Source organism: Pseudomonas sp. 9.2(2024), assembly GCF_039695385.1.
Taxonomy (GTDB): Bacteria; Pseudomonadota; Gammaproteobacteria; order Pseudomonadales; family Pseudomonadaceae; genus Aquipseudomonas; species Aquipseudomonas paraglycinae.
The window spans coordinates 2,083,146-2,103,882 of sequence record NZ_CP155585.1 but is presented as its reverse complement, the minus strand read 5'-3'; the positions used below and the strand labels follow the sequence as shown (position 1 = coordinate 2,103,882).

The 20,737-nt window shown below is 61.5% G+C and carries 23 protein-coding genes and 1 riboswitch; of the genes, 5 read left to right on the top strand and 18 right to left on the bottom strand.

Features of this window, described 5'->3' with window-relative positions:
- Positions 1-923: 923 nt before the first annotated feature.
- The 3 genes from ABFB52_RS09500 to ABFB52_RS09490 all read left to right on the top strand — a co-directional run bounded on the left by ABFB52_RS09500 (position 924) and on the right by ABFB52_RS09490 (position 3,325).
- Positions 924-1,148, top strand: a complete 225-nt coding sequence (locus ABFB52_RS09500; RefSeq protein WP_007950419.1) for a hypothetical protein — start codon at positions 924-926, stop codon at positions 1,146-1,148.
- A gap of 276 nt (positions 1,149-1,424) precedes the next feature.
- Complete coding sequence (locus tag ABFB52_RS09495; RefSeq protein ID WP_011333151.1) at positions 1,425-1,907, top strand: hypothetical protein; 483 nt, start codon at positions 1,425-1,427, stop codon at positions 1,905-1,907.
- Between the two features lie 146 nt (positions 1,908-2,053).
- Positions 2,054-3,325 carry an outer membrane protein transport protein gene (locus ABFB52_RS09490; RefSeq protein WP_102687989.1) on the top strand — a complete coding sequence of 424 codons (1,272 nt, stop codon included), beginning with the start codon at positions 2,054-2,056 and terminating at the stop codon, positions 3,323-3,325.
- A gap of 80 nt (positions 3,326-3,405) precedes the next feature.
- On the opposite strand, the gene ABFB52_RS09485 is transcribed toward ABFB52_RS09490, so the two are convergent.
- Genes ABFB52_RS09485 through cobO form a run of 14 tightly spaced genes read right to left on the bottom strand, consistent with a single transcriptional unit; the run spans position 3,406 to position 14,649 of the window.
- Entirely contained in the window at positions 3,406-3,966 is a 561-nt protein-coding gene (locus ABFB52_RS09485; RefSeq protein WP_039769833.1) for a glutathione peroxidase, read from the bottom strand.
- Positions 3,967-4,021: 55 nt separating this feature from the next.
- Positions 4,022-4,144, bottom strand: coding sequence for a hypothetical protein (locus ABFB52_RS09480; RefSeq protein WP_007950415.1), 123 nt, complete (start codon positions 4,142-4,144; stop codon positions 4,022-4,024).
- Positions 4,141-5,349 (bottom strand): MFS transporter, encoded by a 1,209-nt coding sequence (locus ABFB52_RS09475; RefSeq protein WP_039769832.1) that lies wholly within the window; start codon positions 5,347-5,349, stop codon positions 4,141-4,143. Before ABFB52_RS09475 ends, ABFB52_RS09480 begins: the two co-directional genes overlap by 4 nt.
- Before the next feature lie 54 nt (positions 5,350-5,403).
- Positions 5,404-5,808 (bottom strand): MarR family transcriptional regulator, encoded by a 405-nt coding sequence (locus ABFB52_RS09470; protein ID WP_007950413.1) that lies wholly within the window; start codon positions 5,806-5,808, stop codon positions 5,404-5,406.
- Positions 5,809-5,864: 56 nt separating this feature from the next.
- Positions 5,865-6,596, bottom strand: a complete 732-nt coding sequence (locus ABFB52_RS09465; protein WP_129973575.1) for an adenosylcobinamide-GDP ribazoletransferase — start codon at positions 6,594-6,596, stop codon at positions 5,865-5,867.
- Between the two features lies 1 nt (position 6,597).
- The gene (gene cobC / locus ABFB52_RS09460) at positions 6,598-7,173 is read right to left on the bottom strand and encodes an alpha-ribazole phosphatase family protein (RefSeq protein WP_129973574.1); all 576 of its coding nucleotides are present in this window, start codon (positions 7,171-7,173) and stop codon (positions 6,598-6,600) included.
- Positions 7,170-8,225, bottom strand: a complete 1,056-nt coding sequence (cobT, locus tag ABFB52_RS09455) for a nicotinate-nucleotide--dimethylbenzimidazole phosphoribosyltransferase (RefSeq protein ID WP_129973573.1) — start codon at positions 8,223-8,225, stop codon at positions 7,170-7,172. Before cobT ends, cobC begins: the two co-directional genes overlap by 4 nt.
- Entirely contained in the window at positions 8,222-8,743 is a 522-nt protein-coding gene (gene cobU / locus ABFB52_RS09450) for a bifunctional adenosylcobinamide kinase/adenosylcobinamide-phosphate guanylyltransferase (protein WP_129973572.1), read from the bottom strand. The genes cobT and cobU overlap by 4 nt, the downstream gene beginning before the upstream one ends.
- Complete coding sequence (locus ABFB52_RS09445) at positions 8,731-10,197, bottom strand: cobyric acid synthase (protein ID WP_129973571.1); 1,467 nt, start codon at positions 10,195-10,197, stop codon at positions 8,731-8,733. The genes cobU and ABFB52_RS09445 overlap by 13 nt, the downstream gene beginning before the upstream one ends.
- On the bottom strand, positions 10,194-11,201 hold the full coding sequence (gene cobD, locus ABFB52_RS09440) for a threonine-phosphate decarboxylase CobD (RefSeq protein ID WP_129973570.1): 1,008 nt from the start codon (positions 11,199-11,201) through the stop codon (positions 10,194-10,196). The genes ABFB52_RS09445 and cobD overlap by 4 nt, the downstream gene beginning before the upstream one ends.
- Positions 11,194-12,102 (bottom strand): adenosylcobinamide-phosphate synthase CbiB, encoded by a 909-nt coding sequence (gene cbiB, locus ABFB52_RS09435; protein ID WP_129973569.1) that lies wholly within the window; start codon positions 12,100-12,102, stop codon positions 11,194-11,196. The genes cobD and cbiB overlap by 8 nt, the downstream gene beginning before the upstream one ends.
- Positions 12,099-12,749 carry a 5,6-dimethylbenzimidazole synthase gene (gene bluB / locus ABFB52_RS09430; protein WP_085747066.1) on the bottom strand — a complete coding sequence of 217 codons (651 nt, stop codon included), beginning with the start codon at positions 12,747-12,749 and terminating at the stop codon, positions 12,099-12,101. The genes cbiB and bluB overlap by 4 nt, the downstream gene beginning before the upstream one ends.
- Complete coding sequence (locus tag ABFB52_RS09425; RefSeq protein WP_129973568.1) at positions 12,746-14,041, bottom strand: cobyrinate a,c-diamide synthase; 1,296 nt, start codon at positions 14,039-14,041, stop codon at positions 12,746-12,748. Before ABFB52_RS09425 ends, bluB begins: the two co-directional genes overlap by 4 nt.
- Positions 14,038-14,649, bottom strand: coding sequence for a cob(I)yrinic acid a,c-diamide adenosyltransferase (gene cobO, locus ABFB52_RS09420; protein WP_064378669.1), 612 nt, complete (start codon positions 14,647-14,649; stop codon positions 14,038-14,040). The genes ABFB52_RS09425 and cobO overlap by 4 nt, the downstream gene beginning before the upstream one ends.
- Positions 14,650-14,729: 80 nt before the next feature.
- Positions 14,730-14,956, bottom strand: a riboswitch (cobalamin riboswitch).
- Between the two features lie 166 nt (positions 14,957-15,122).
- On the opposite strand from cobO, the gene ABFB52_RS09415 reads away from it, so the two are divergent.
- Positions 15,123-15,707, top strand: a complete 585-nt coding sequence (locus ABFB52_RS09415) for a hypothetical protein (protein WP_129973567.1) — start codon at positions 15,123-15,125, stop codon at positions 15,705-15,707.
- Positions 15,708-15,772: 65 nt separating this feature from the next.
- The gene (locus ABFB52_RS09410) at positions 15,773-17,086 is read left to right on the top strand and encodes a sorbosone dehydrogenase family protein (protein ID WP_129973566.1); all 1,314 of its coding nucleotides are present in this window, start codon (positions 15,773-15,775) and stop codon (positions 17,084-17,086) included.
- Positions 17,087-17,150: 64 nt separating this feature from the next.
- Here the strand turns inward: ABFB52_RS09410 and ABFB52_RS09405 are convergent, their stop codons facing one another.
- From ABFB52_RS09405 to ABFB52_RS09390, 4 genes are all read right to left on the bottom strand, one after another.
- Entirely contained in the window at positions 17,151-17,687 is a 537-nt protein-coding gene (locus tag ABFB52_RS09405; protein WP_102718423.1) for a C40 family peptidase, read from the bottom strand.
- A gap of 219 nt (positions 17,688-17,906) precedes the next feature.
- Positions 17,907-18,527, bottom strand: coding sequence for an NlpC/P60 family protein (locus ABFB52_RS09400; protein WP_007950397.1), 621 nt, complete (start codon positions 18,525-18,527; stop codon positions 17,907-17,909).
- A 214-nt stretch (positions 18,528-18,741) separates the two neighbouring features.
- The gene (gene hda, locus ABFB52_RS09395) at positions 18,742-19,446 is read right to left on the bottom strand and encodes a DnaA regulatory inactivator Hda (protein ID WP_007950396.1); all 705 of its coding nucleotides are present in this window, start codon (positions 19,444-19,446) and stop codon (positions 18,742-18,744) included.
- A gap of 210 nt (positions 19,447-19,656) precedes the next feature.
- Positions 19,657-20,730 carry an AI-2E family transporter gene (locus ABFB52_RS09390; protein ID WP_007950395.1) on the bottom strand — a complete coding sequence of 358 codons (1,074 nt, stop codon included), beginning with the start codon at positions 20,728-20,730 and terminating at the stop codon, positions 19,657-19,659.
- Positions 20,731-20,737 lie beyond the last annotated feature (7 nt).

Sequence of the window (20,737 nt, the reverse complement as noted above, 5' to 3'; positions counted from 1 at the left end):
ACTCTACTCTTTTTTTCGCACAGGTAAAGTCGAAAAAAACCCGGCACGCCCGTGCTAGAGCAAGCGCTCGGGACAATCCACAGAAGCTGTGGATAACTCAGTGGACAACCGCCCTCCAGTCGCCGCAAAGCCTTGTGGAATGGGGCTCGCAGTCAAACTGACGATTTTTTCACCAGTTAAAAAAAGCGATGTTTTTCATTGACTTAAACTTTCGATGCAGGCAGCCATCAGGGTCAGGATCGTTGTGACAGCGCCGTTACAGTCCGCGCAACTAATGTGCACAAGTACCTGTTACGCGGTTATATCGATGCGCCTTTTCGGGTCGTTTTGGCATTCGGACTGGGGATAAGCGCCTGCGCCGAGCGTTCGCATCTGTCGGGTAGTGGCGACCGACGGTCGTTTAGCAAGCCAGATCGGGGCAGGCGCGGAGTTCGGGCACCGCGCCCGGGAATTTTTTTGATGACCGGGTTTGCCTTCTTCAGACCGTTCCGTTAGTATCCGCGGCGTTAGTACCAAGCTGAAAGTCAATTCCGGTCGAACAAACCCCCACAGTCAAGTTTCTCTTACATAGACCTTCACTGAAAAAAGCGGGATCGACCCCTCGATGGTTTCCAGGTAAATCTTGCGACGACACAGTCTTTGAATTGAATGCAAAGAGTGTTGCGAAGACCACTTACTCTGACCGAACCAACCTGCAAATTGATCAGGATCTTCACCAAGGGCCCAGAACCTCTGCCCTCGATGTGTTGCCTGTCCTCCTAAGTACCTACCTGCCAGCCCAAGCGCGCCAACTTTTATAGCGCTCGAACTGGCTGCCTTGTTCCAGTCGGGTTCTTCGTTCGACCAATGGTGGTTGACGTTACTGGAACGTTTTAACGTTGCACGGTTCTTATCCGTGTCATTTGTAGGAACACCTAATAACTATGTCGACTCAAATCCAGACTCAGGATGCCATTCGCACCCTAACCAACGCTTTTGCCCCAATGAACTGCCTGATCATGGCCGCTCGCAAAGGCTGCTTCAGCTTCACCGTGGTCAATGAACACGGGATCGCCCGCCACAGCGAGCGTCTGTACCCCGATCAATACTCCAGCGCCGAACCGCTGCAGGCCGTGATTGATCGCACCCGTCAGGCATTGATCGCCTGAGAGGCCGAAATGGCTGCAAAAGCAAAAGCCCCGCTGAGAATGCGGGGCTTTTTATTGCCCGATGTTTCACTTTTTCCAATTTCTGCCTAATCACTAACCGATATAACGGTTATAACGCCTCGCCGGAAATATTTTAAAAACAGGCCTTTACGTCGCGAATATGACACTACACTTCAACTCAAGCGGCGTGATCCGCTTCCGGCGAGCCTGAGTCGATCCACAGCTGCCAAGCTCCCCTTCAGGTCTCGCCGCCCGATAACAAGATCCGAGGGTTTTATGGGTATCGCTGCCAGCGAACTGTGCCGTTATGTGATCCGTCCTACGCTGATCTACCTGGGACGCCACTGCGCAACTGCCGAATCCCTTCTGCTGGGCATTGCCGCCAGCCAGTCCGCCCTCGGTTCCGCCCTGCATGACCGCCGTGGCCACGGCCTGTACCGGATTGCCGAACATCGTCACCAGGCCCTCTGGGACCATTACCTGGCGCTGGACCCGGAACGCGCCAGCCTGGTTCGCGGCCTCGCCAGCCAACATGCATTTCTCAGCGGGCCGCACCTCGAACTGACGGTCAACCTGCGTTACGCCACGGCCATTGCATGGCTTCTGGTGGAAGAACAAAACCCCATCCTCCCCGAGCCGGACGATCTGCTGGGCATGGCGCGCATCTGGCGTCAGACCTTCCAGCCTCAAGGTCGTCTGCGCGATTTCACCTGCGCCTGGCAAACCTGTGTTTCACCGCTGAATCAGGTCGCTTGCTGACCCGCCGGTTTCGCAACATCGTCCAACGAGTAGCGAATCTGGTCGGATTGTCCTACAAAACCGCTCTAACTCAAGGCATACGGACTATAGCGCTGGGACGAAAATGTTGGTAATTTTCGCCCCGGTGATCACCAGGAGTTCTAATAATGAAAAAAGTCATGCTCAAAACCACCCTTAGCCTTGCCGTAACCGTGGCATCCACCCAGATCTTCGCAGCTGGCTTTGCCATCAACGAACACAGCATCAGCGGGATGGGGACTGGGTACGCCGGGCGATCTTCTTCTGCCGACGACGCAAGCACTGTTTACGGCAACCCTGCCGGCATGTCGCGCATCACGCGCGAACAAGTCACTGGCGGTGTTGCATTCCTCGACGCAAAAACCGATATCAGCGACGCCAGCTCCAGCCCGAACGGCGGCAGCAACAAAGGCGACATGGTGCCCTTCACCTCCGTACCTATGGGCTACTACGTCAAGCCGATCGACGAGCATTGGGCATTCGGTCTGGGTGTGTACGTACCCTTCGGCCTGATCACCGACTATGAAAACGGCTTCGCCGGCCGTTACTTCGGCAGCAAGTCAGAAGTCAAGATCATCACCTTCCAGCCAACGATCAGCTACAAGTTCAACGATGTCGTGTCGATCGGTTTCGGCCCGACCATCAACCGCATCGACGGGTCGCTGGAATCCAACCTGTCGATTACCCAGGCACTGCCGGACGGCAAGGTCAAGATCAAGGGTGACGACACCGCGCTGGGCTACAACATCGGCGTGCTGGTACAAGCTACCGATACCACTCGCCTGGGTCTGACTTACCACTCGAAAGTCGACTACAAGCTCGAAGGCAACACCAAGGTCAACTACGGCGCACTGGCGGCAGTCGGTCTGGGTGCCAACCAGAAGTACGACGCTTCGCTGAAGATCACCACACCTGAATCCGTGGACCTCTCGGTCACTCAGGCAATCAACGATCGTTGGAACGTCTACGCCGGTACCACCTGGACCCGCTGGAGCCAGCTGGAAAAGATCACCGTCAAGAACTCCGGTGTACAGCCGCTGCTGGCTGGCCAGTTCGGCGAAATTACCGAAGAACAGAACTGGCATGACACCTGGGCTTACGCCATCGGTACGTCCTACCAGCTGAACAAGGAATGGGTACTGCGTACCGGTCTGACGTTCGACCAGTCGCCGACCAACAACGTCGACCGTTCGCCACGCATCCCGACCGGCGACCGGACTATCTTCAGCATCGGTGCCGGCTGGAGCCCGACCGAAGACCTGACCATCGACGTTGCCTACTCGTACCTGAAGGAAGAGAAGGTCAACATCCGCAACGAAAACGATCGCGGCCAGACCTACAACTCCCAGTATGAAAACTCGGCAAATGGCTTCGGTGTCGGCGCAACCTACCGCTTCTGATGCTGCACGGCGAGGCTAACCCCTCGCCATAAAAAAGCCCCGCTCTCTTCACAGAGGCGGGGCTTTTTGATGGGCGTCGATCAGGGTTTCAGCGGCTGGGAGGCAATGGCTTTCTCGATGGCTGCGAGAAATTCCGGATCATCCGGTTTGGTCAGGCTGGAGAAGTTGGCAATCACCTTGCCCTGGCGGTCGATGACGTATTTGTAGAAATTCCACTTCGGTGCGCTGCTCTGTTTAGCCAGCACCTGGAACAGGTGAGTCGCATCGTCACCCCGGACCTTCTGTGGCTCGGTCATGGTAAACGTCACGCCGTAGTTGGCGTAGCAGACCTTGGCGGTCTCGGCGCTGTCCTTGGACTCCTGCTTGAAGTCATTGGAGGGCACGCCGAGCATTTCCAGGCCCTGGGCCTTGTAGCGCTGATTGAGCGCTTCGAGCCCCTCGAACTGCGGAGCAAAACCACAGAAGCTGGCCGTGTTGATCACCACCAGCGGTTTGTCGGCGTAACGCTGACACAGGTCGATGGATTCCTTGGCCCGCAACTTGGGCAACGAACCTTGCAACAGATCCGGACAGTCCGCGGCCTGGGCCAGTCCGGTCAACGCCATCAGCAACGCGGGAACAGCACACCAGCGCTTGAGCATGTCGGGCATCCTTGAGCAATCGTCAGACCTCGACGTTACTCGCCCTCCCGCCGATCTAGCAAGCACCCATGCCCAACTGCATCAGCGCCAGCCCGCCCTGATGCCAGCCCCACCACACCAGCGCGAGCAATGCGGCGCCGAGTGCGGTGACGACGATCTGCGGCCAGAAACGGTTCATGCAGCGCTCGCACGCGGTTGCAGGCGCTCGACCGGACGCTCGCGCACCGGCCAGTTCAGCGCTGCCGCCAACAGGCTCAAAAGAATCGCTACTTGCCAGATCAAGTCATAACTCCCGGTCCGGTCATACACCACCCCGCCCAGCCAGCCACCGAGGAACGACCCCAACTGATGGAACAGGAACACGATACCGCCGAGCATGGACAGGTTTCGCACGCCAAACAAGGTTGCCACCGTACCGTTGGTCAACGGCACCGTCGACAGCCACAGGAAGCCCATGGCCATGCCGAACAGATAGGCCGAGGTCGTCGTCACCGGCAGCCACAGGAACAGCACGATCACCACGGCGCGCAGCAGATAAAGTCCGGTCAGCAGACGCGGTTTAGACATGCGCCCACCGAGCCAACCGGCGGTGTAAGTACCGAAGATGTTGAACAGACCGATCAACGCCAGCACGGTGGTGCCGACACTCGCCGGCAGATGCTGATCGACCAGATACGCAGGCAAGTGCACGCCGATGAACACCACCTGAAATCCGCAGACGAAGAAGCCGAACGCAAGCAGCCAGAACCCGGAGTGCGAACACGCCTCGCGCAAGGCTTCGGACAGGGTTTGTTCATGGCCGAGCACCGGCAGCGGCTTGTCCTTGAGCATGCTCACCAGCGGCACGATCAGCGCCACCAGCAAGCCCAGCACCAGCAACGCCGCCGACCAGCCGAGCCAGCCAATCAGCCCGAGGGTGCCCGGCAGCATGGCGAACTGGCCGAAAGAACCGGCAGCACTGGCAATACCCATGCCCATGCTGCGTTTTTCCGGCGGCACAGCGCGGCCGACCACGCCGAGGATGACCGAGAACGAGGTGCCGGACAGACCGATGCCGATCAGCAAACCGGCGCTCAGGGACAGACCCAACGCCGTTTCCGACAGCCCCATAAACACCAGGCCCAAGGCGTAGAGCACACCGCCGATCAGCACCACTTTTGCCGCGCCGAAGCGGTCGGCCAGTGCGCCGGTGAACGGTTGCGCCAGGCCCCAGATCAGATTCTGCAAGGCGATGGCAAAGGCGAACACTTCACGGCCCCAGCCGAACTGGGCACTCATCGGCGACAGAAACAGCCCGAAACCGTGCCGCACGCCCAACGACAACGCCAGAATCAGCGCACTCCCCAGCAACACCCAACCGCACGTACGCCACATCGAACTCATTGTTATTCTCCAGTCGCGGGTATATACCCGCTTAGATTCGGAAAAAACCGGCCCTCAGGCCAGTTCATCCAATAGCCGCAGCAAGGTTTCACGCTTCTCGGCACCCAGTCGGTCGATCAACCGCTGTTGCGCCGCTTCCCAGGCCGGCAGGGCTGCTGCCAGGCGTTGCGCACCGGTTTCGGTGAGCCGGACGATGCGGTTGCGCATGTCCTCGCCCTCGGCCAGCGCCACCAGGCCCTCGCCTTCCAGCACCCGCAAATTGCGCCCGAGGGTGCTGCGATCCAGGCCCATCGCTTCGGCCAGTTCGGAAATGCTCGGCTGATCCAGCCGCTGCAGGTTGCACAGCAAAGAATACTGGGCAACGTTGATCCCGAAGCCGTCGAGAGCGCCGTCGTAATGCCTGCTGACGCCACGCGCGGCGCGTCGCAGGTTGGTGCACAAACACTGAGATGGAAGCATGATGCGTGTATATACCCGCGACTGTGTTAAATCAAGTTACAGATCAAAGTTACTTATCAAAACAAGGCCAGCCCGACCAGCACTGACATCTCCAGCAATTCCAGCAACGCACCGGCCGTATCACCGGTGGTCCCGCCCAGTCGCCGCACCATCAAATGCCGTAGCCAGATGAACACGGCAACCGCCAGCAGCAGCGCCACGACGGCGTTGATCCCAGCGATCACCACGCATACCGCAGCGCTCACCGCCAGCACCTGCCAACCCGTCTTGCGTGGCAGATGATCGGCCAGCGGCTGCCCCAACCCGCCAGCCCGCACATAAGTCGTGGTGAGAAACAGCCCGAGCAACGCCGCTCGGCCGATCAGCGGCACGATGATCAATGCCATGCCCTGCTGTTGTTCGATCAAGGCCAGCAACGCAGCGTACTTGAGCAACAACACCAACACCAGCGTCACCACCGCGATCGGCCCACTGCGCGGATCCTTCATGATCGTCAGCGTACGCTCACGATCACCGAAACCGCCGAGCCACGCATCGGCGCTGTCCGCCAGGCCATCAAGGTGCAACGCGCCGCTGAGCAGCACCCACACCGTCAGCAACAGCGCCGCGTGCAACAGCAATGGCGCGCCGGCCAATGCGATATTCAGCGCCCAGAGAATCACGCCGAACAGCAAGCCCACCAGCGGATAAAACAACAGTGACCGGCCGAGCTGTTCCGGCGCCGGCATGCCCGGCAGACGAATCGGCAGGCTGCTGAGAAATTGCAGGGCGATCCACAGGGGCAACATGTCAGAGCACTTCCCTGAGCGAACCGTCTGCTTCGACGATCAGCGAAAACAGCGCGCCGTGAGCGACTTCGACATTCAGCAGTTGCTCACGGGGCAAACCACGGGCCCGCGCCAGCAACAGACGCATGACGCCGCCGTGGCTGACCAACAACACCCGCTCGCCCGCGTGTGCCGCATGCAGTCGCATCACCGCCGCCAGCACCCGCGCAGAAAAATCGCTGACCGGCTCCCCCTGCGGCGGGGTAAAACCATAGGGATCAGCCCAGAACAAACCCAGCGCCTCGGCATCGGTTTCCATCAGCGCCGCCGCGCTCTGCCCTTCCCAGGCACCGAAATGCAGCTCCTGCAGATTCTTGTCCAGAGATACCGGCAGATCCCGCTGCGCGCTCAACTCTTCGGCAAACCGCGCGCAACGCTGCAACGGCGAACTGACCAGCCGATCCCACGGCCCCTGCCCGTTCACCGCCTCGCGCATCTGCGCCCAGCCTTTTTCGGTCAATGCATCGTCGAGGCTGCCGCGCAGGCCGCCGCCGAGTTCGGTTTCACCGTGGCGCAGCAGGTCCAGACGCAAGGTCATGCCGGGCGATCCGCCACTGCGGCTTCGGCGAAGGTCGCCATCTGCCCGTGCAGGTCACAGGCCAGACGCAGCAACGGCACCGCCAGCGCCGCGCCACTGCCCTCGCCCAGACGCAGACCCAGTTCAAGCAGCGGCTCCGCGCCAAGGGTTTCCAGCACATGGCGATGGCCCGGCTCGGCACCGCGGTGACCGAACAGCAGCCACTCACGGCAAGCCGGATTCAGACGCACCGCCACCAGCGCGGCGACCGTGCAGATAAAACCGTCCACCAAAACCGCCACACCTTCCTGCGCACAGGCCAGATACGCGCCGACCAAAGCCGCAATCTCGAAGCCGCCGAGATTGAACAGAGTCTGCAGTGCATCACCGCGCCGTGCCGCATGCAGCGCCAGCGCGCGCTCGATCACCTGCGCCTTGTGGCTGACGCCTTCGGCATTCAACCCCGTGCCGGGGCCGGTCAGGTGTGCCACCGGGCAATCGAGCAAGGCACACGCCAGCGCACTGGCGGCCGTGGTGTTGCCGATGCCCATTTCACCGCCGATGAACAATTGCGCGCCCGCAGCCTTCGCGCGCAGCACGCTGTCGCGACCGCCCTGCAAGGCGAGTTCGCCCTGGGCCTGAGTCATCGCCGCGCCCTTGGCGAAATTCGCCGTGCCCGGGCCGATGTTCAGGTGACGCACGCCCGACAAGTTCAACGACGGGTTCACAGTGCCCAGATCCACTACTTCCAGCTGCGCGCCGAGTTGCCGCGCCAGCACGCTGATCGCCGCGCCGCCGCTGACAAAGTTCAGCAGCATCTGCCCGGTGACTTCCTGAGGAAACGCGGAAACCCCTTCGGCGACAACGCCATGGTCGCCGGCAAAAATCGCGATCCAGACCTGATCGAGTGTCGGTTTGACCTGGCCCTGCAATCCCGCCAGTTGCACCGCCACCGATTCAAGCTGACCGAGCGAGCCGGCGGGTTTGGTCAATTGCTGCTGACGCGCCGCCGCGTTTTCAACGGCGTCCGTATCCACCGATTTGCACGGGTTCAGCCACCAGGCTTGGGTCATAACGCAGGTCCTTTCAGAGTCAGAGGCAGGCCGGCGACCGTCAGGACGACTCGCTGACAACGCTCGGCCAGAGCTTGATGCAGCCAACCGGCTTCATCGACGTAGCGGCGAGTCAATTCGCCCAGCGGCACGACACCCATTCCGGTCTCGTTGCTGACAAAAATGATTTCACCCGGCAGCGACACCAGGCATTCGAGCAGGGCTTCGCGTTCGGCGGCGAGACGTGCGGCGTCTTCGAGCATCAGCAGATTGGTCAGCCACAGCGTCAGGCAATCCACCAGCAGGCAGCGCTCGGGGCCAGCGTTTTCGCGCAGCACACGGGCCAGTTCCAACGGTTCTTCGATCAACGCCCATTCGACGGGACGACGCGCACGATGATGGGCGACGCGTTCATTCATTTCGCCATCCAGCGGCTGGCTGGTGGCGATGTAAGTGACGGCCAGTGCGCTGTCAGTGGCGAGTTTTTCGGCCAGGCGACTTTTGCCGGAGCGGGCGCCGCCGAGGATCAACTGGAGCATGGGGAGATTCCACAGAGTTCACGTAACAGCCCGGTATCCAGGTGCTTCTCCACCAGATCCGCCAGCCGCTCGATATCGCGTTCACGCAAGCCGTGGTAATCCACCTCCTGCACATCGTTCAGACCGGCCCAACGCAACAGCGCGGCACTGGCCGCCGGCGATTCGAACAGGCCATGCAGGTAGGTGCCGAAAATCTGCCCGTCGAGACTTTGCGCGCCATCGCAGCGACCGTCGTCCAGATGCACGGCAGCCTTTTCCAGCGCCGCTCCCGTGGTCACGCCGGCATGAATTTCATAACCGCTGACCTCTGCATCTTCCAGCGCCAGACGCCCGCGCACATTGCGCAACTGCTTCTCGGCTTCGAGCTGCGTTTCAAACGCCAGCAGCCCCAGACCGGCGCTGGAGCCCGGCGCGCCTTCCAGGCCCAGCGGATCGTGCACCTGCTCGCCGAGCATTTGCAGACCGCCGCAGATCCCCAGCAATTTGCCGCCGTAACGCAGGTGACGGCGGATAGCCGATTCCCAGCCATTGGCGCGCAGGTACGCCAGGTCACTGCGCACGCTTTTCGAGCCTGGGAGAATGATCAGATCGGCCGGCGGAATCGCCTGCCCCGGCCCGATGAATTGCAGATCCACCTGTGGATGCAGACGCAGCGGATCGAAATCGGTGTGGTTGCTGATGCGCGGCAGCACCGGCACCACCACTTTCAGGACTTGCTCGACCTTGTCGGTCTGGCGCTGGTCGATGCCGTCCTCGGCTTCCAGATGCAGGTCCATCACGTACGGCAGCACGCCCACCACCGGTTTGCCGGTGCGCTGTTCCAGCCAGTCGAGGCCCGGTTGCAGCAAGGCGATGTCGCCGCGAAAACGGTTGATGATGAAGCCTTTGACCCGCGCCTGTTCGCTCGGCGACAGCAGTTCCAGCGTGCCCACCAGATGGGCAAACACCCCGCCACGATTGATATCGGCGATCAGCAGCACCGGACAATCCACCGCTTCGGCGAAGCCCATGTTGGCGATGTCGCCGGCACGCAGATTGATCTCGGCTGGCGAGCCCGCACCTTCGACCATCACCAGCGGATAGGCGGCGCTCAAGCGCTCGTGGGAAGCGAGCACGGCCTGCATGGCGATGGCTTTGTAGTCGTGATAGGCGACGGCGTTCATGCTGGTGACCGCGCGGCCGTGGATGATGACCTGGGCGCCGGTGTCGCTGTTGGGCTTGAGCAGCACCGGATTCATGTCGGTGTGCGGTTCGAGAAACGCCGCCTGGGCCTGCACCGCTTGCGCGCGACCGATCTCGCCGCCGTCGGCAGTCACCGCGCTGTTGAGCGCCATGTTCTGCGGCTTGAACGGCACCACGGCAACGCCCTGGCGGGTGGCCCAGCGGCAGAGCGCCGTCACCAGCGTGCTTTTGCCGGCGTCGGAGGTGGTGCCCTGCACCATTAATGTGGTCATGCTGGTTTTTCCATGGAGCAATGCTTGGCGAATGCTTGCAGTGCTTGCTCAAGGCGCGCCTCGTCGGCGGCATCGGCGGGCAGCCCGAAACGCAGGCTGCTGTTGTGCGCGAACAGGCGCAGAAGAATGCCGCGGCGGGCCATGAATTCGTGCAGCGCGGCGGCCTGTTCGGTGATCAGCCACTGAAACAGTGCGCAGCCGCCCTGCGGTTTGAAGCCGTGCCGCTCAAGCAGCGCAGCCAATCGTTCGCTGGCCTCGTCGCTGCGGATGCGCTGGCGGGTATGGCCTTCGGTGTCGCGCAGACAAGCCTGCCCCAGCACCCGGGTCGGCCCGCTGACGGCCCAGGGCCCGACCTGTTCGGCCAGCAACCGGAGCAACTTGCGCTCGGCCAGCACGAAGCCCAGCCGCACACCGGCCAGACCGAAAAACTTGCCGAACGAGCGCAACACGATCAATCCCACTTGATGCGAATGCGGGGCGAGACTCAGCTGCGGCGTGTTGTCCATGAACGCTTCGTCGACCACCAGCCAGCCGCCGCGCTGGGCCAGCCGCGCATGCCAGTCGAGCAGGCGCGCCGGGGTCAGATTCAGGCCCGTGGGATTGTTTGGATTGACCACCACCAGCACGTCGAGGCTGTCGAGAAAGAAGTCGACTTCCTGCTCCAGCACCTCACGCACGATATAGCCGCTGCGCCGCCAGGCTTCAGCATGCTCGGCATAACACGGCGACAGCACGCCGACCTTGCCGGCCCGACGCAATCGCGGCAACAACTGAATGGCCATCTGCGAACCGGCCACCGGCAACACCTGACTGGCGCCGTAGTAATCGCAGGCGGCCTGCTCCAGACCGTCATCGTTTTCCGGCAAGCGCGCCCACGCCCGAAGCGGAATATCCGGGACCGGAAACGGCCATGGCGCCAGACCCGTGGACAGGTCGAGCCAGTCTTCTTCCGCGATGCCGTATTCGAGCGCCGCCCTGCGCAACCGGCCACCGTGCTCAAGCATAGAATTCAGCCCCCACGCAGAGAATCAGCAGCCATAACCATACCCCGCGCTGGACCAATTGCCAGCCGCGATCAATGGAATCGGCATCCGCCGGCACGCCCTCGCCCAGTTGCGGACGCTCGTGCAGCTCGCCGTGGTAAATCGCCGGACCGCCCAGCTCGACGCCCAAGGCACCCGCCCCGGCGGCCATCACCGGGCCGGCGTTCGGGCTGTCCCATTTCGGCGCCTGAGTGCGCCAGCATTTCAACGCGAGTCGGGTTTTGCCCAGCAGCGCGTAAGTCAACGCCACCAGCCGCGCAGGAATGTAGTTGAGGACGTCATCGATTTTTGCCGCCGCCCAGCCGAAACGCTCGAAGCGTTCGTTGCGATAGCCCCACATCGCGTCGAGCGTATTGCTCAGACGATAGAGCACCACGCCCGGCGCACCGGCCACGGCAAACCAGAACAGCGCAGCGAACACCGCATCGCTGCCGTTCTCCAGTACCGATTCGGTGGCGGCGCGGGCGACGGCGGTACTGTCCAGCTCATCGGTCTGACGGCTGACCAGATAACCCACGCGCTTGCGCGCCTCTTCCAGATCATCGGCGCGCAAAGCCTTGGCCACCGGCTCGACGTGCTCACCCAGGCTGCGCATGCCGAGGGCGCAATACAGCGCAAGAATCTCGACGATCCAGCCCACGTAAGGCGCCCATGAAAACGCCGTAGCCAGCAGGGTCAGCGGCAACACCGCGATCACCCACGCGGTAACGCCATGGCTGCGCCAACCACGACCAGCGCTATTGAAACGTTGCTCGATGCGCCCGGCGAAATTGCCGAACGTCACCAGCGGATGCCAGCGTTTCGGTTCACCCAGCAGCGCATCCAGCGCAACCGCGGCGACACTCAACAACGCCACACTCATTGACTCACTCCCCAAAAATTTTCATACAGCAGCTCATTGAGCGGACGCGCCTGCGCCCACCCTTCGAGTACCAGCATCGGCGCCGGATAGAATTCCTTGACCGGCCCCAGGCAAAGCACCGCCAGCGGCTTGGCCCCGGCCGGCAGTTTCAGCAGATCGGCCAGCGCCTGTGGCTCGAACAGCGACACCCAGCCCATGCCCAGGCCTTCGGCACGCGCGGCGAGCCAGAGATTCTGGATTGCGCAGGACAACGACGCCATGTCCATTTCCGGCAGCGTGCGACGACCGAAAATATGCCGCTCGCGATCGTCCATCAACGCCGCGACCAACACTTCGGCGCAGTCGTTGATGCCTTCGACCTTGAGCTTCATGAATTCGTCACTGCGCTCGCCGAGGGCTTCGGCGGTGCGCACGCGCTCCTCTTCAACAAGGTTCTGGATCTGGCCACGTAGCGCGCGGTCGCTGATACGGATGAAGCGCCACGGCTGCATCAGGCCGACACTCGGCGCCTGATGCGCGGCTTCAAGCAAACGGCGCAACAGTTCAGGCTCGACCGTGCCGCCGCTGAAGTGGCGCATGTCGCGGCGTTCGGCGATGGCGCGGTAGACCGCTTCGCGCTCGGCGTCAGTGAAGGCGTTGTCGGTCATGGCACCAACAGTGCGGCAATCGCCGACGGATTCGACGGGAAGTAAAAATGCACGTACGACGCGGTCATCCGTCCTTGCCGATACACCGCTTCGGCACCGCGCCCGCCGTTGGGGCTGTGGCCACGGGCAATCGGCGTCAGTTCGGTGGTGGTCAGGGAATGGTGATAGGTGTGGCCGCGCAGCAGGCCTTCCGGCAGGTCGACCTCTTGCAGCGCCAGTGCGGCGAGGCGCTTTTGCATCACGGCGTCGCCACTCAACAAGCCGACCAAATCAGCGCGGGTGCCTTCGACATCGGTCAGCGAGTCGAGCAGGTAGAGCATGCCGCCACATTCGGCAAGCAGCGGTTTGCCAGCGGCGTGATGCGCGCGGATCGCTTCGAGCATGTCGGCGTTCTGCGACAAGGCAACGTGGTGCAATTCCGGATATCCGCCGGGCAGGTACAAGCTGTCGGCATCGGGCAATTGCGTATCGCGGATCGGCGAGAAGAAACTCAACTCGGCACCCATCGCCCGCAGCAGATCGAGACTGGCGCCGTAGGTAAAAGCGAAGGCTTCGTCGCGGGCGACGGCAATTCGCACACCTTCAAGCAGTTTTTCAGTCTCAATAACTTCTGGCGCGGCGAATTCCACTGCCGGTGGCAGCGCTACCTCGCAAGTGCCGGCCAGCGCTTCGGCGGCGGCGTCGAGGCGCACATCGAGGTCATTCAGTTCGCTGGCCTGCACCAGACCGAGATGGCGGCTTGGCAATTCGATCCCGGTTTCCCGGGACAATGCGCCGTACCAGCGCAGGCCTTCGGTGAGGCTGCCTTCGAGCAATTGCGCATGACGCACGGTGCCGACGCGGTTGGCCAGCACGCCAGCAAACGGCAGGTCCGGCTGATAGCGCGCCAGACCCAAGGCCAGTGCGCCGAAGGTCTGAGCCATGGCCGTGCCGTCAATCACACCGAGTACCGGCACGCCGAAATGCCGGGCCAGGTCGGCGCTCGACGGTGTGCCATCGAACAGGCCCATCACGCCTTCGATCAGAATCAGATCGGCTTCAGCGGCGGCTTCCCACAACAGGCGACGACTCTCCTGCTCGCCGACCATCCACATGTCCAGTTGATAGACCGGCGCACCGCTGGCGCGCTCAAGGATCATCGGGTCGAGAAAGTCCGGGCCGCATTTGAACACGCGGACCTTGCGCCCCTGATTGCGATGCAGACGGGCCAGCGCGGCGGTGACGGTGGTCTTGCCCTGGCCGGAGGCCGGTGCGGCGATCAGTACCGCCGGGCAGTGACGTGGTTGATTCAAAGTTCGACGCCTTTCTGCGCTTTGATGCCGGCCTGGAAGGCGTGCTTGATCATGCCCATTTCGGTGACGGTGTCGCCCATCTCGAGCATTTCCGGCTTGGCAGCGCGGCCGGTGACGATCACGTGCTGCATCGGCGGACGCGCTTGCAGATCGCTGAGCACCTGATCCAGATCGAGGTAACCGTGCTTGAGGGCGATGTTCAGTTCATCGAGCACCACCAGACCGATCGACGGATCACGCAGCAGTTCGCGGGAGACTTCCCAGGCCGCTTCGGCGGCGGCGATGTCGCGCTGGCGGTCCTGGGTTTCCCAGGTGAAGCCCTCGCCCATCACATGAAAACGCACTTGCTCGGGGAAGCGGCGGAAGAACAGTTCTTCGCCGGTGCTGTTGCGCCCCTTGATGAACTGCACCACGCCGCACTGCATGCCGTGGCCCATGGCGCGCGCGAGCATGCCGAATGCCGAGCTGCTTTTGCCTTTGCCGTTGCCGGTCAGCACCAGCACCAGACCGCATTCGTCTGGCGAATTGGCGATGCGCTCGTCGATCACGGCTTTTTTGCGCTGCATGCGCGCCAGGTGGCGCTCGTCGCGTTCGGGGGAATCAGTCATGGGGGAGCTCTCCGTTGAGGCTGGATAACGGCGGGCAGGCACAAGAATAGACGGCAACAAGCCTGGCATCGCCCACCGTGATGCCGCTGGATGGATCAGGCCGGTCTCCGGGCTCATGAGCGGCGTTGGCCTAGCTGCGCGCCTTCCCGCTTTTACGCAGTGGCATCAAACGCAGCTTTTACTCATTTACCGTTGCGGGGGCAGCGCCGGGATCGTGAGGGTTCATCGCTTGAAGACCCGCCTCACCGGCTTCCCTGTTTCACTCTGTCGACATGCGCCACAGAGCACCTGAAACAAGCCGCGAAGGTTAGAGGGTTGGGGGTGGAGCGTCAATTGAAGAGGGGCTTGTGCGGCGAATAACTGCCGCCGATCAATTAACTGACGCCAATCTTGTGCCACACTGCCAGCAGTGATATCAAAGAGCCATGCTTTTTGACTGCAGAGAGCACATCACAATAACAAGGGAGAGCACCATGCAAGGCATGATCATCAGCAATCCGCGGCTGGAATTCCTGCGCCCGGTGCTGGAACGCTGGTTTGACTGTATCGACCGCTACAACGCCGTGCGCGGCGACAACGACACGCCTTATTGGCACGACGAAAAAGCCAACCTCGGCCTGCTTTCGGCCGCTGCCTGGATGGCCGAACTGGTCACCCTGCGCGACACCGCCACCCGCAAACAAAACGAAGAAGGCGAGCGCAATGCTCGCGCCGACCTGTTTATCGCTGGCGCCGAAGATCGCGCCTTCATTCAGGCCACCCAACGCTGGCCGCGCGTCACCAGTCTGAATCTGACCCAGGCCCTGGCGGATATCACCAGCGACGCCAAGCGCATCAGCTACGCCAGCGACCTGAAACTCGGCTGCCTGTTCGTGGCCCCGCAAAAAGCCCAGCACAGCGCCAGCCCGGAAGAGTTGCAGGACATGGTCGACGACCTGCAAAAGGAACACACCTGCGCCGTCGCCTGGTACTTTCCTTACGCCTACCGCAAATTGCGCAGCGAAGCCGGCAACTATCACCCCGGCATTGCCGTGCTGTTCAAGGAAGCCCACGGCTGAGGGTTGAACCATCGGGCTTGTGCGCTTCTCTATGTTTAGGAATGCATTCATAGGGAAGATCAGCAATGCGCAAGCCCCAGTTCGTTTTCGTCATCATGATCGCCGGAGGGCTCGCCGCCTGTGGTGAATCCTCCAGCCTGCAAGTCTCCGACGGCACCGGTCCGTCACCGAAACTGCCCGAACCGAACAAGACCCTGATCCCGACGGTGAACATCGCCCCGGCCATTGGCTGGCCGGCCGGCGCGAAGCCGACGGCAGCGGCAGGCACTCAGGTGGCGGCTTTCGCCGAAAATCTCGATCATCCGCGCTGGCTCTACGTACTGCCGAACGGCGATGTACTCGTGGCAGAAACCAACGCCCCGCCAAAACCGGACGACAGCAAGGGCATTCGTGGCTGGGTGATGAAAAAAGTCATGGGGCGTGCCGGTGCCGGCGTGCCCAGTCCGAACCGCATCACCCTGCTGCGCGATGCCGATCATGACGGCGTGGCCGAGACCCGCACGGTGTTCCTGCAGAACCTCAACTCGCCGTTCGGCATGACCCTGGTCGGCAACGATCTGTACGTGGCAGATACCGATCGCCTGCTGCGCTTCAACTACGAGCCCGGCGCGACCGAAATCAAGAGCCAGCCAATCAAGGTCGTCGACCTGCCGGGCGGGACGCTCAACCATCACTGGACCAAAAACGTCATCGCCAGCAAAGACGGCAGCAAGCTGTACGTCACCGTCGGCTCGAACAGCAACGTCGGCGAAAACGGCCTCGATCAGGAAGAAGGCCGCGCGGCGATCTGGGAAGTGGATCGCGCCACCGGCAACCACCGGATTTTCGCTTCGGGCATCCGCAATCCCAACGGCCTGGCCTGGGAGCCGCAAACCGGCGCACTGTGGACCGCCGTGAACGAGCGCGACGAAATCGGCAGCGACCTGGTGCCGGACTACATCACGTCGGTCAAGGACGGTGGCTTCTATGGCTGGCCGTTCAGCTACTACGGCCAGCACATCGACGTGCGCGTGGAACCACAGCGGCCGGACATGGTGGCCAAGGCCATCGCTCCCGACTACGCCGTTGGCCCGCACACTGCATCACTGGGCCTGACCTTCGCCGAAGGCAATCGCTTGCCGGCTCAGTTCAAGGAAGGCGCATTCATCGGCCAGCACGGCTCGTGGAACCGCAAGCCGCATAGCGGTTACAAGGTGATCTTTGTGCCGTTTGCCGCCGGCAAGCCGAGCGGAACGCCAGTGGACGTGCTGACAGGTTTCCTCGACAAGGACGAGAACGCTTTGGGTCGCCCGGTCGGCGTAGTGATCGACCAACAAGGTGGATTGCTGGTAGCCGATGACGTGGGTAACAAGGTGTGGCGGGTGTCAGCGACCCGCTAGTGTGTTGCCGGCATAAAAAACCCGTGGGAGCCATTCAGCTCCCACGGGTTTTTATGTATCTGGGTTACGGGTTATGCGCCAGATGCTCTGGCTGCAAAACGCGCTTGGCGCTCAGATAGGCTTTCTGCCAATACGCCTTCGACAGGCTGTCCAGCTTAACCGTGCCGCCGGTGGCCGGCGCATGAACGAAGCGCCCTTCCCCGACGTAGATCCCCGCATGGCTGACCTGTGAGCCGCCATTGGTGGCGAAGAAAATCAGGTCGCCAGTCTGCAGCCCTTCCTTGCCGACATTCGGCGCCTGCATGACGATCATCTCGCGGGTAGAACGCGGCAGGCTGATGCCTGCGGCATCGCGGTAGACAAAGCCGATCAGGCCGCTGCAATCAAACCCGGAGTCCGGTGTATTGCCACCCCAACGATAAGGTGTGCCCACCAGCCCGAGCGCGCGGAACAGCACGTCTTCGGCAGCGGGTGAAAAGGTCTGAGAGGATCCGAACACGATCGGAGCACGAACCACCGGCGCAGGTGGCGGAGTGCGGCTGGCGCAGCCGCTGAGCAGCGCTGCGAAGAACATCAAGGCAAAGCGGGCCGACATCGTCATATGCAGAACATCCTGATCTGGCTGAGGCTTTGACTGCCGATTCGACAGAAAACAAAACCGCCTGCGTTGGGACGCAGGCGGTTTGCCATCAATATAGAACAGGATTCTAGCGGCTACGCGGCAAACTTCAAGTAAGACTTTAACTTCACCTTGTAAAGTTTAAGTCTATTGCCTCGGAAGGGCCGCTTTGTCGCCACGAGCGTGGCGACAATCGAGTGATTACTTGCGAGCGGTAACCACGGTTGGAGCGTTCGCCAAAGCGCGTTTGGCTTCGATGAAGGTCTTGCTCCAGTAGCTGTCGCCCAGGCTGTCGATGCGAACACCGCCGCTGCGACGAGAGCTGGAATGGATGAACTGGTTGTCGCCCAGGTAGATCCCGGCGTGGCTTACACGACCGCGACGACCATTGGTGGCGAAGAACAGCAGGTCGCCCGGCTCGAGGTTGCTGCGCGAAACCAGCGGCGCATCAACGTTGATCATTTCGCGGGTGGAGCGCGGCAGGTTCATGCCGGCTTCTTCGCGGAACAGGTAGCCGATGAAACCGCTGCAATCGAAACCGGCTTCAGAGGTACCGCCGAAACGGTAACGGGTACCGATCAGGGACATGCCGCGTTCGAGGATGCTGTCGGCCAGAACCGGAAGCTGGTAAGGCTTCTTGCCGTTGAAGTCGGCCAGTTCTTTTTCGGTGTCCAGCTCTTCCTGGTAAATAACGGAAGACTGGGCGGTGGCAGAATTTTTAGCCTGTTGTTGCTGCTCTTGATTAACAGGTGAATGAGCAGCGCAACCGAACAACAGGGTGACGAGTGCGAGAGGCACGAGGGGTGCGAAGCGCTTTAGCATGGGCACGACCGTGGCTGATAGTTGTAAAGAAGCCGAGACTATGCCCGCTATCAGCCTCATTTGCAAATTCAATCGATCTTTTTGTGACTTCCCGGTTTCTCGTTAACATCTAAGCGCTTAAGCCTATTTGAATCGAGACGCGGCCTGTGCAACCCACAGGAAAGCGGGTTTTCTGGCGCCTGAAATATGCCGAAACCGGCTGAAAGCCCCGGTTTTACCAGCCCAGGGTTTCTTTCAGGAAGGGAATGGTCAGCTTGCGCTGAGCCTGCAAAGAGGCCTGATCGAGCTGCTCCAGCAGATCGAAAAGCGCGCTCATGCTGCGGGTACCGCGAGTCAAAATAAAATGCCCGACTTCGTCGGTCAGGTGCAGACCGCGACGGGATGCGCGCAATTGCAGGGCACGTAATTTGTCTTCATCGGAGAGAGGACGCATCTGGAAGATCAGCGCCAGGGTCAGGCGTGATTTCAGGTCGGCGAGTTTGATCGGCAGTTCACGCGGTGAAGTGGATGCGGCGATCAGCAGACGCCGACCGCTGTCGCGCAAACGGTTGAACAAATGAAACATCGCCTCTTCCCAGTCCGCCTTGCCGGCAATCACCTGCAAGTCATCCAGACAGACCAGTTCGTACTGTTCGAGGTTGTCGAGAATTTCGATGCCGCGATCCATCAACTCGGCCAGCGGCAGGTACACCGCCGGCTCCCCCATCTGCTCGAAGCGCAGGCACGCGGCCTGCAACAGATGCGTGCGCCCTACCCCGTGCTTGCCCCACAGATAGATCAGGCTTTCGGTCCAGCCGGCGTCGGCTTCGCATAGACGCTCGACATAGCCGAGTGCAGCGGCATTGGCGCCTGGGTAGTAGTTGATGAAGGTGGCGTCGTCACGCAGACGCACACCTAGGGGCAGCTGAATCGGTTTCATGCTGACTGAACAGTTCCCAAGGAACCGTTAGTGGCCTCTGTGTAAAGTGAGCGAAGTTTATACCCGTGAAGCGGAGCGCACAATGCGACAGACCCCAAGCAAAATCAAAGGTTTGCGTTAACGTGCTGGTTTTATGACAGTTTCTTTGGCGCCATGGCCTGCATGAGACGGGCCAACCCGGCAATCCACCAGGCAGCCCGCGCGCCACGATTACAACTCCGGCTCATCCACCCCGCTATAGATGTCGGAATCCTTGTACAGATCGTGAACGTGTCGCACCAGCACCATGATCACCGCCGCCACCGGCAATGCCAGCAGCACACCGGTGAAGCCGAACAGCTCGCCACCGGCCAGAATCGCGAAGATCACCGCCACCGGATGCAGACCGATCCGGTCCCCCACCAGCAACGGCGTCAGCACCATGCCTTCCAGCGCCTGACCGACCATGAACACCGCGACGATTCCGATCATCGGATACAGATCGCCACCGAACTGGAACAACCCGGCAATCAGCGCGGCGCCAATACCGATCACGAACCCCATGTACGGAACGATCGCCGCCAGCCCTGCTATCAGACCGATCAACAGACCCAGTTCCAACCCGACAATCATCAGGCCGGCCGCATAGATCACACCCAAGGCCAGCATCACCAGCAACTGCCCGCGCACGAACGCGCCCAGCACCTCATGGCATTCACCCGCCAGCGCCACCACGCGCTCTTCGCGATCACGGGGCAACAGGCCGCGGATCTTGGCCATCATCACGTCCCAGTCGCGCAGCAGGTAAAAGCTCACCACCGGGATCAGCACCAGATTCGCCAGCCAGCCGATCAGCGCCAGGCTCGAAGCCGTCGCCTGACTCAGCACTACACCGACGATGTCGGTGGTCTGGCCCATGTGTTCGCTGATCGCGGCCTTGACCTTGTCGAACTTCCAGAAGCCGTCCGACAGCCCCAGCTTCGATTGCGCCCACGGCACGGCGGTGTGTTGCAACCAGTCGAGCATTTGCGGCGCCAGCTCATACAGCCGCAGCAATTGCTTGGCGAGCATCGGCACCAGCACCAGCAACAGCGCGGTGACGATCAGGGTGAACAAGGCGAACACCGTGATCACACCCCAGGTGCGGGACAACCCCAGGCGCTCCAGACGATCAACGAGCGGATCGAACAGATACGCGAGCAACAGCGCCACCAGAAACGGCGTGAGGATCGGATGCAGCAACCAGACAAACGCGCAAAGCAGGAGCACCCCACCGAGCCAGAACCAACGCCGCGTATCGGCCATGTAACAC

Bases quoted from the DNA above. Each gene is read 5' to 3' on its own strand.
- ABFB52_RS09390 (WP_007950395.1), bottom strand. From the start codon at position 20,730: ATGGCCGATACGCGGCGTTGGTTCTGGCTCGGTGGGGTGCTCCTGCTT.
- cobC (WP_129973574.1), bottom strand. From the start codon at position 7,173: ATGACCTTGCGTCTGGACCTGCTGCGCCACGGTGAAACCGAACTCGGC.
- ABFB52_RS09490 (WP_102687989.1), top strand. From the start codon at position 2,054: ATGAAAAAAGTCATGCTCAAAACCACCCTTAGCCTTGCCGTAACCGTG.
- ABFB52_RS09480 (WP_007950415.1), bottom strand. From the start codon at position 4,144: ATGAACCGTTTCTGGCCGCAGATCGTCGTCACCGCACTCGGCGCCGCA.
- ABFB52_RS09445 (WP_129973571.1), bottom strand. From the start codon at position 10,197: ATGACCACATTAATGGTGCAGGGCACCACCTCCGACGCCGGCAAAAGC.
- ABFB52_RS09400 (WP_007950397.1), bottom strand. From the start codon at position 18,527: ATGCTAAAGCGCTTCGCACCCCTCGTGCCTCTCGCACTCGTCACCCTG.
- ABFB52_RS09405 (WP_102718423.1), bottom strand. From the start codon at position 17,687: ATGACGATGTCGGCCCGCTTTGCCTTGATGTTCTTCGCAGCGCTGCTC.
- ABFB52_RS09470 (WP_007950413.1), bottom strand. From the start codon at position 5,808: ATGCTTCCATCTCAGTGTTTGTGCACCAACCTGCGACGCGCCGCGCGT.
- ABFB52_RS09475 (WP_039769832.1), bottom strand. From the start codon at position 5,349: ATGAGTTCGATGTGGCGTACGTGCGGTTGGGTGTTGCTGGGGAGTGCG.
- bluB (WP_085747066.1), bottom strand. From the start codon at position 12,749: ATGACCGACAACGCCTTCACTGACGCCGAGCGCGAAGCGGTCTACCGC.
- hda (WP_007950396.1), bottom strand. From the start codon at position 19,446: ATGAAACCGATTCAGCTGCCCCTAGGTGTGCGTCTGCGTGACGACGCC.
- cobT (WP_129973573.1), bottom strand. From the start codon at position 8,225: ATGACCCAAGCCTGGTGGCTGAACCCGTGCAAATCGGTGGATACGGAC.
- ABFB52_RS09500 (WP_007950419.1), top strand. From the start codon at position 924: ATGTCGACTCAAATCCAGACTCAGGATGCCATTCGCACCCTAACCAAC.
- ABFB52_RS09495 (WP_011333151.1), top strand. From the start codon at position 1,425: ATGGGTATCGCTGCCAGCGAACTGTGCCGTTATGTGATCCGTCCTACG.
- cobO (WP_064378669.1), bottom strand. From the start codon at position 14,649: ATGACTGATTCCCCCGAACGCGACGAGCGCCACCTGGCGCGCATGCAG.
- ABFB52_RS09415 (WP_129973567.1), top strand. From the start codon at position 15,123: ATGCAAGGCATGATCATCAGCAATCCGCGGCTGGAATTCCTGCGCCCG.
- cobU (WP_129973572.1), bottom strand. From the start codon at position 8,743: ATGCTCCAGTTGATCCTCGGCGGCGCCCGCTCCGGCAAAAGTCGCCTG.
- cobD (WP_129973570.1), bottom strand. From the start codon at position 11,201: ATGCTTGAGCACGGTGGCCGGTTGCGCAGGGCGGCGCTCGAATACGGC.
- ABFB52_RS09465 (WP_129973575.1), bottom strand. From the start codon at position 6,596: ATGTTGCCCCTGTGGATCGCCCTGCAATTTCTCAGCAGCCTGCCGATT.
- cbiB (WP_129973569.1), bottom strand. From the start codon at position 12,102: ATGAGTGTGGCGTTGTTGAGTGTCGCCGCGGTTGCGCTGGATGCGCTG.
- ABFB52_RS09485 (WP_039769833.1), bottom strand. From the start codon at position 3,966: ATGCTCAAGCGCTGGTGTGCTGTTCCCGCGTTGCTGATGGCGTTGACC.
- ABFB52_RS09410 (WP_129973566.1), top strand. From the start codon at position 15,773: ATGCGCAAGCCCCAGTTCGTTTTCGTCATCATGATCGCCGGAGGGCTC.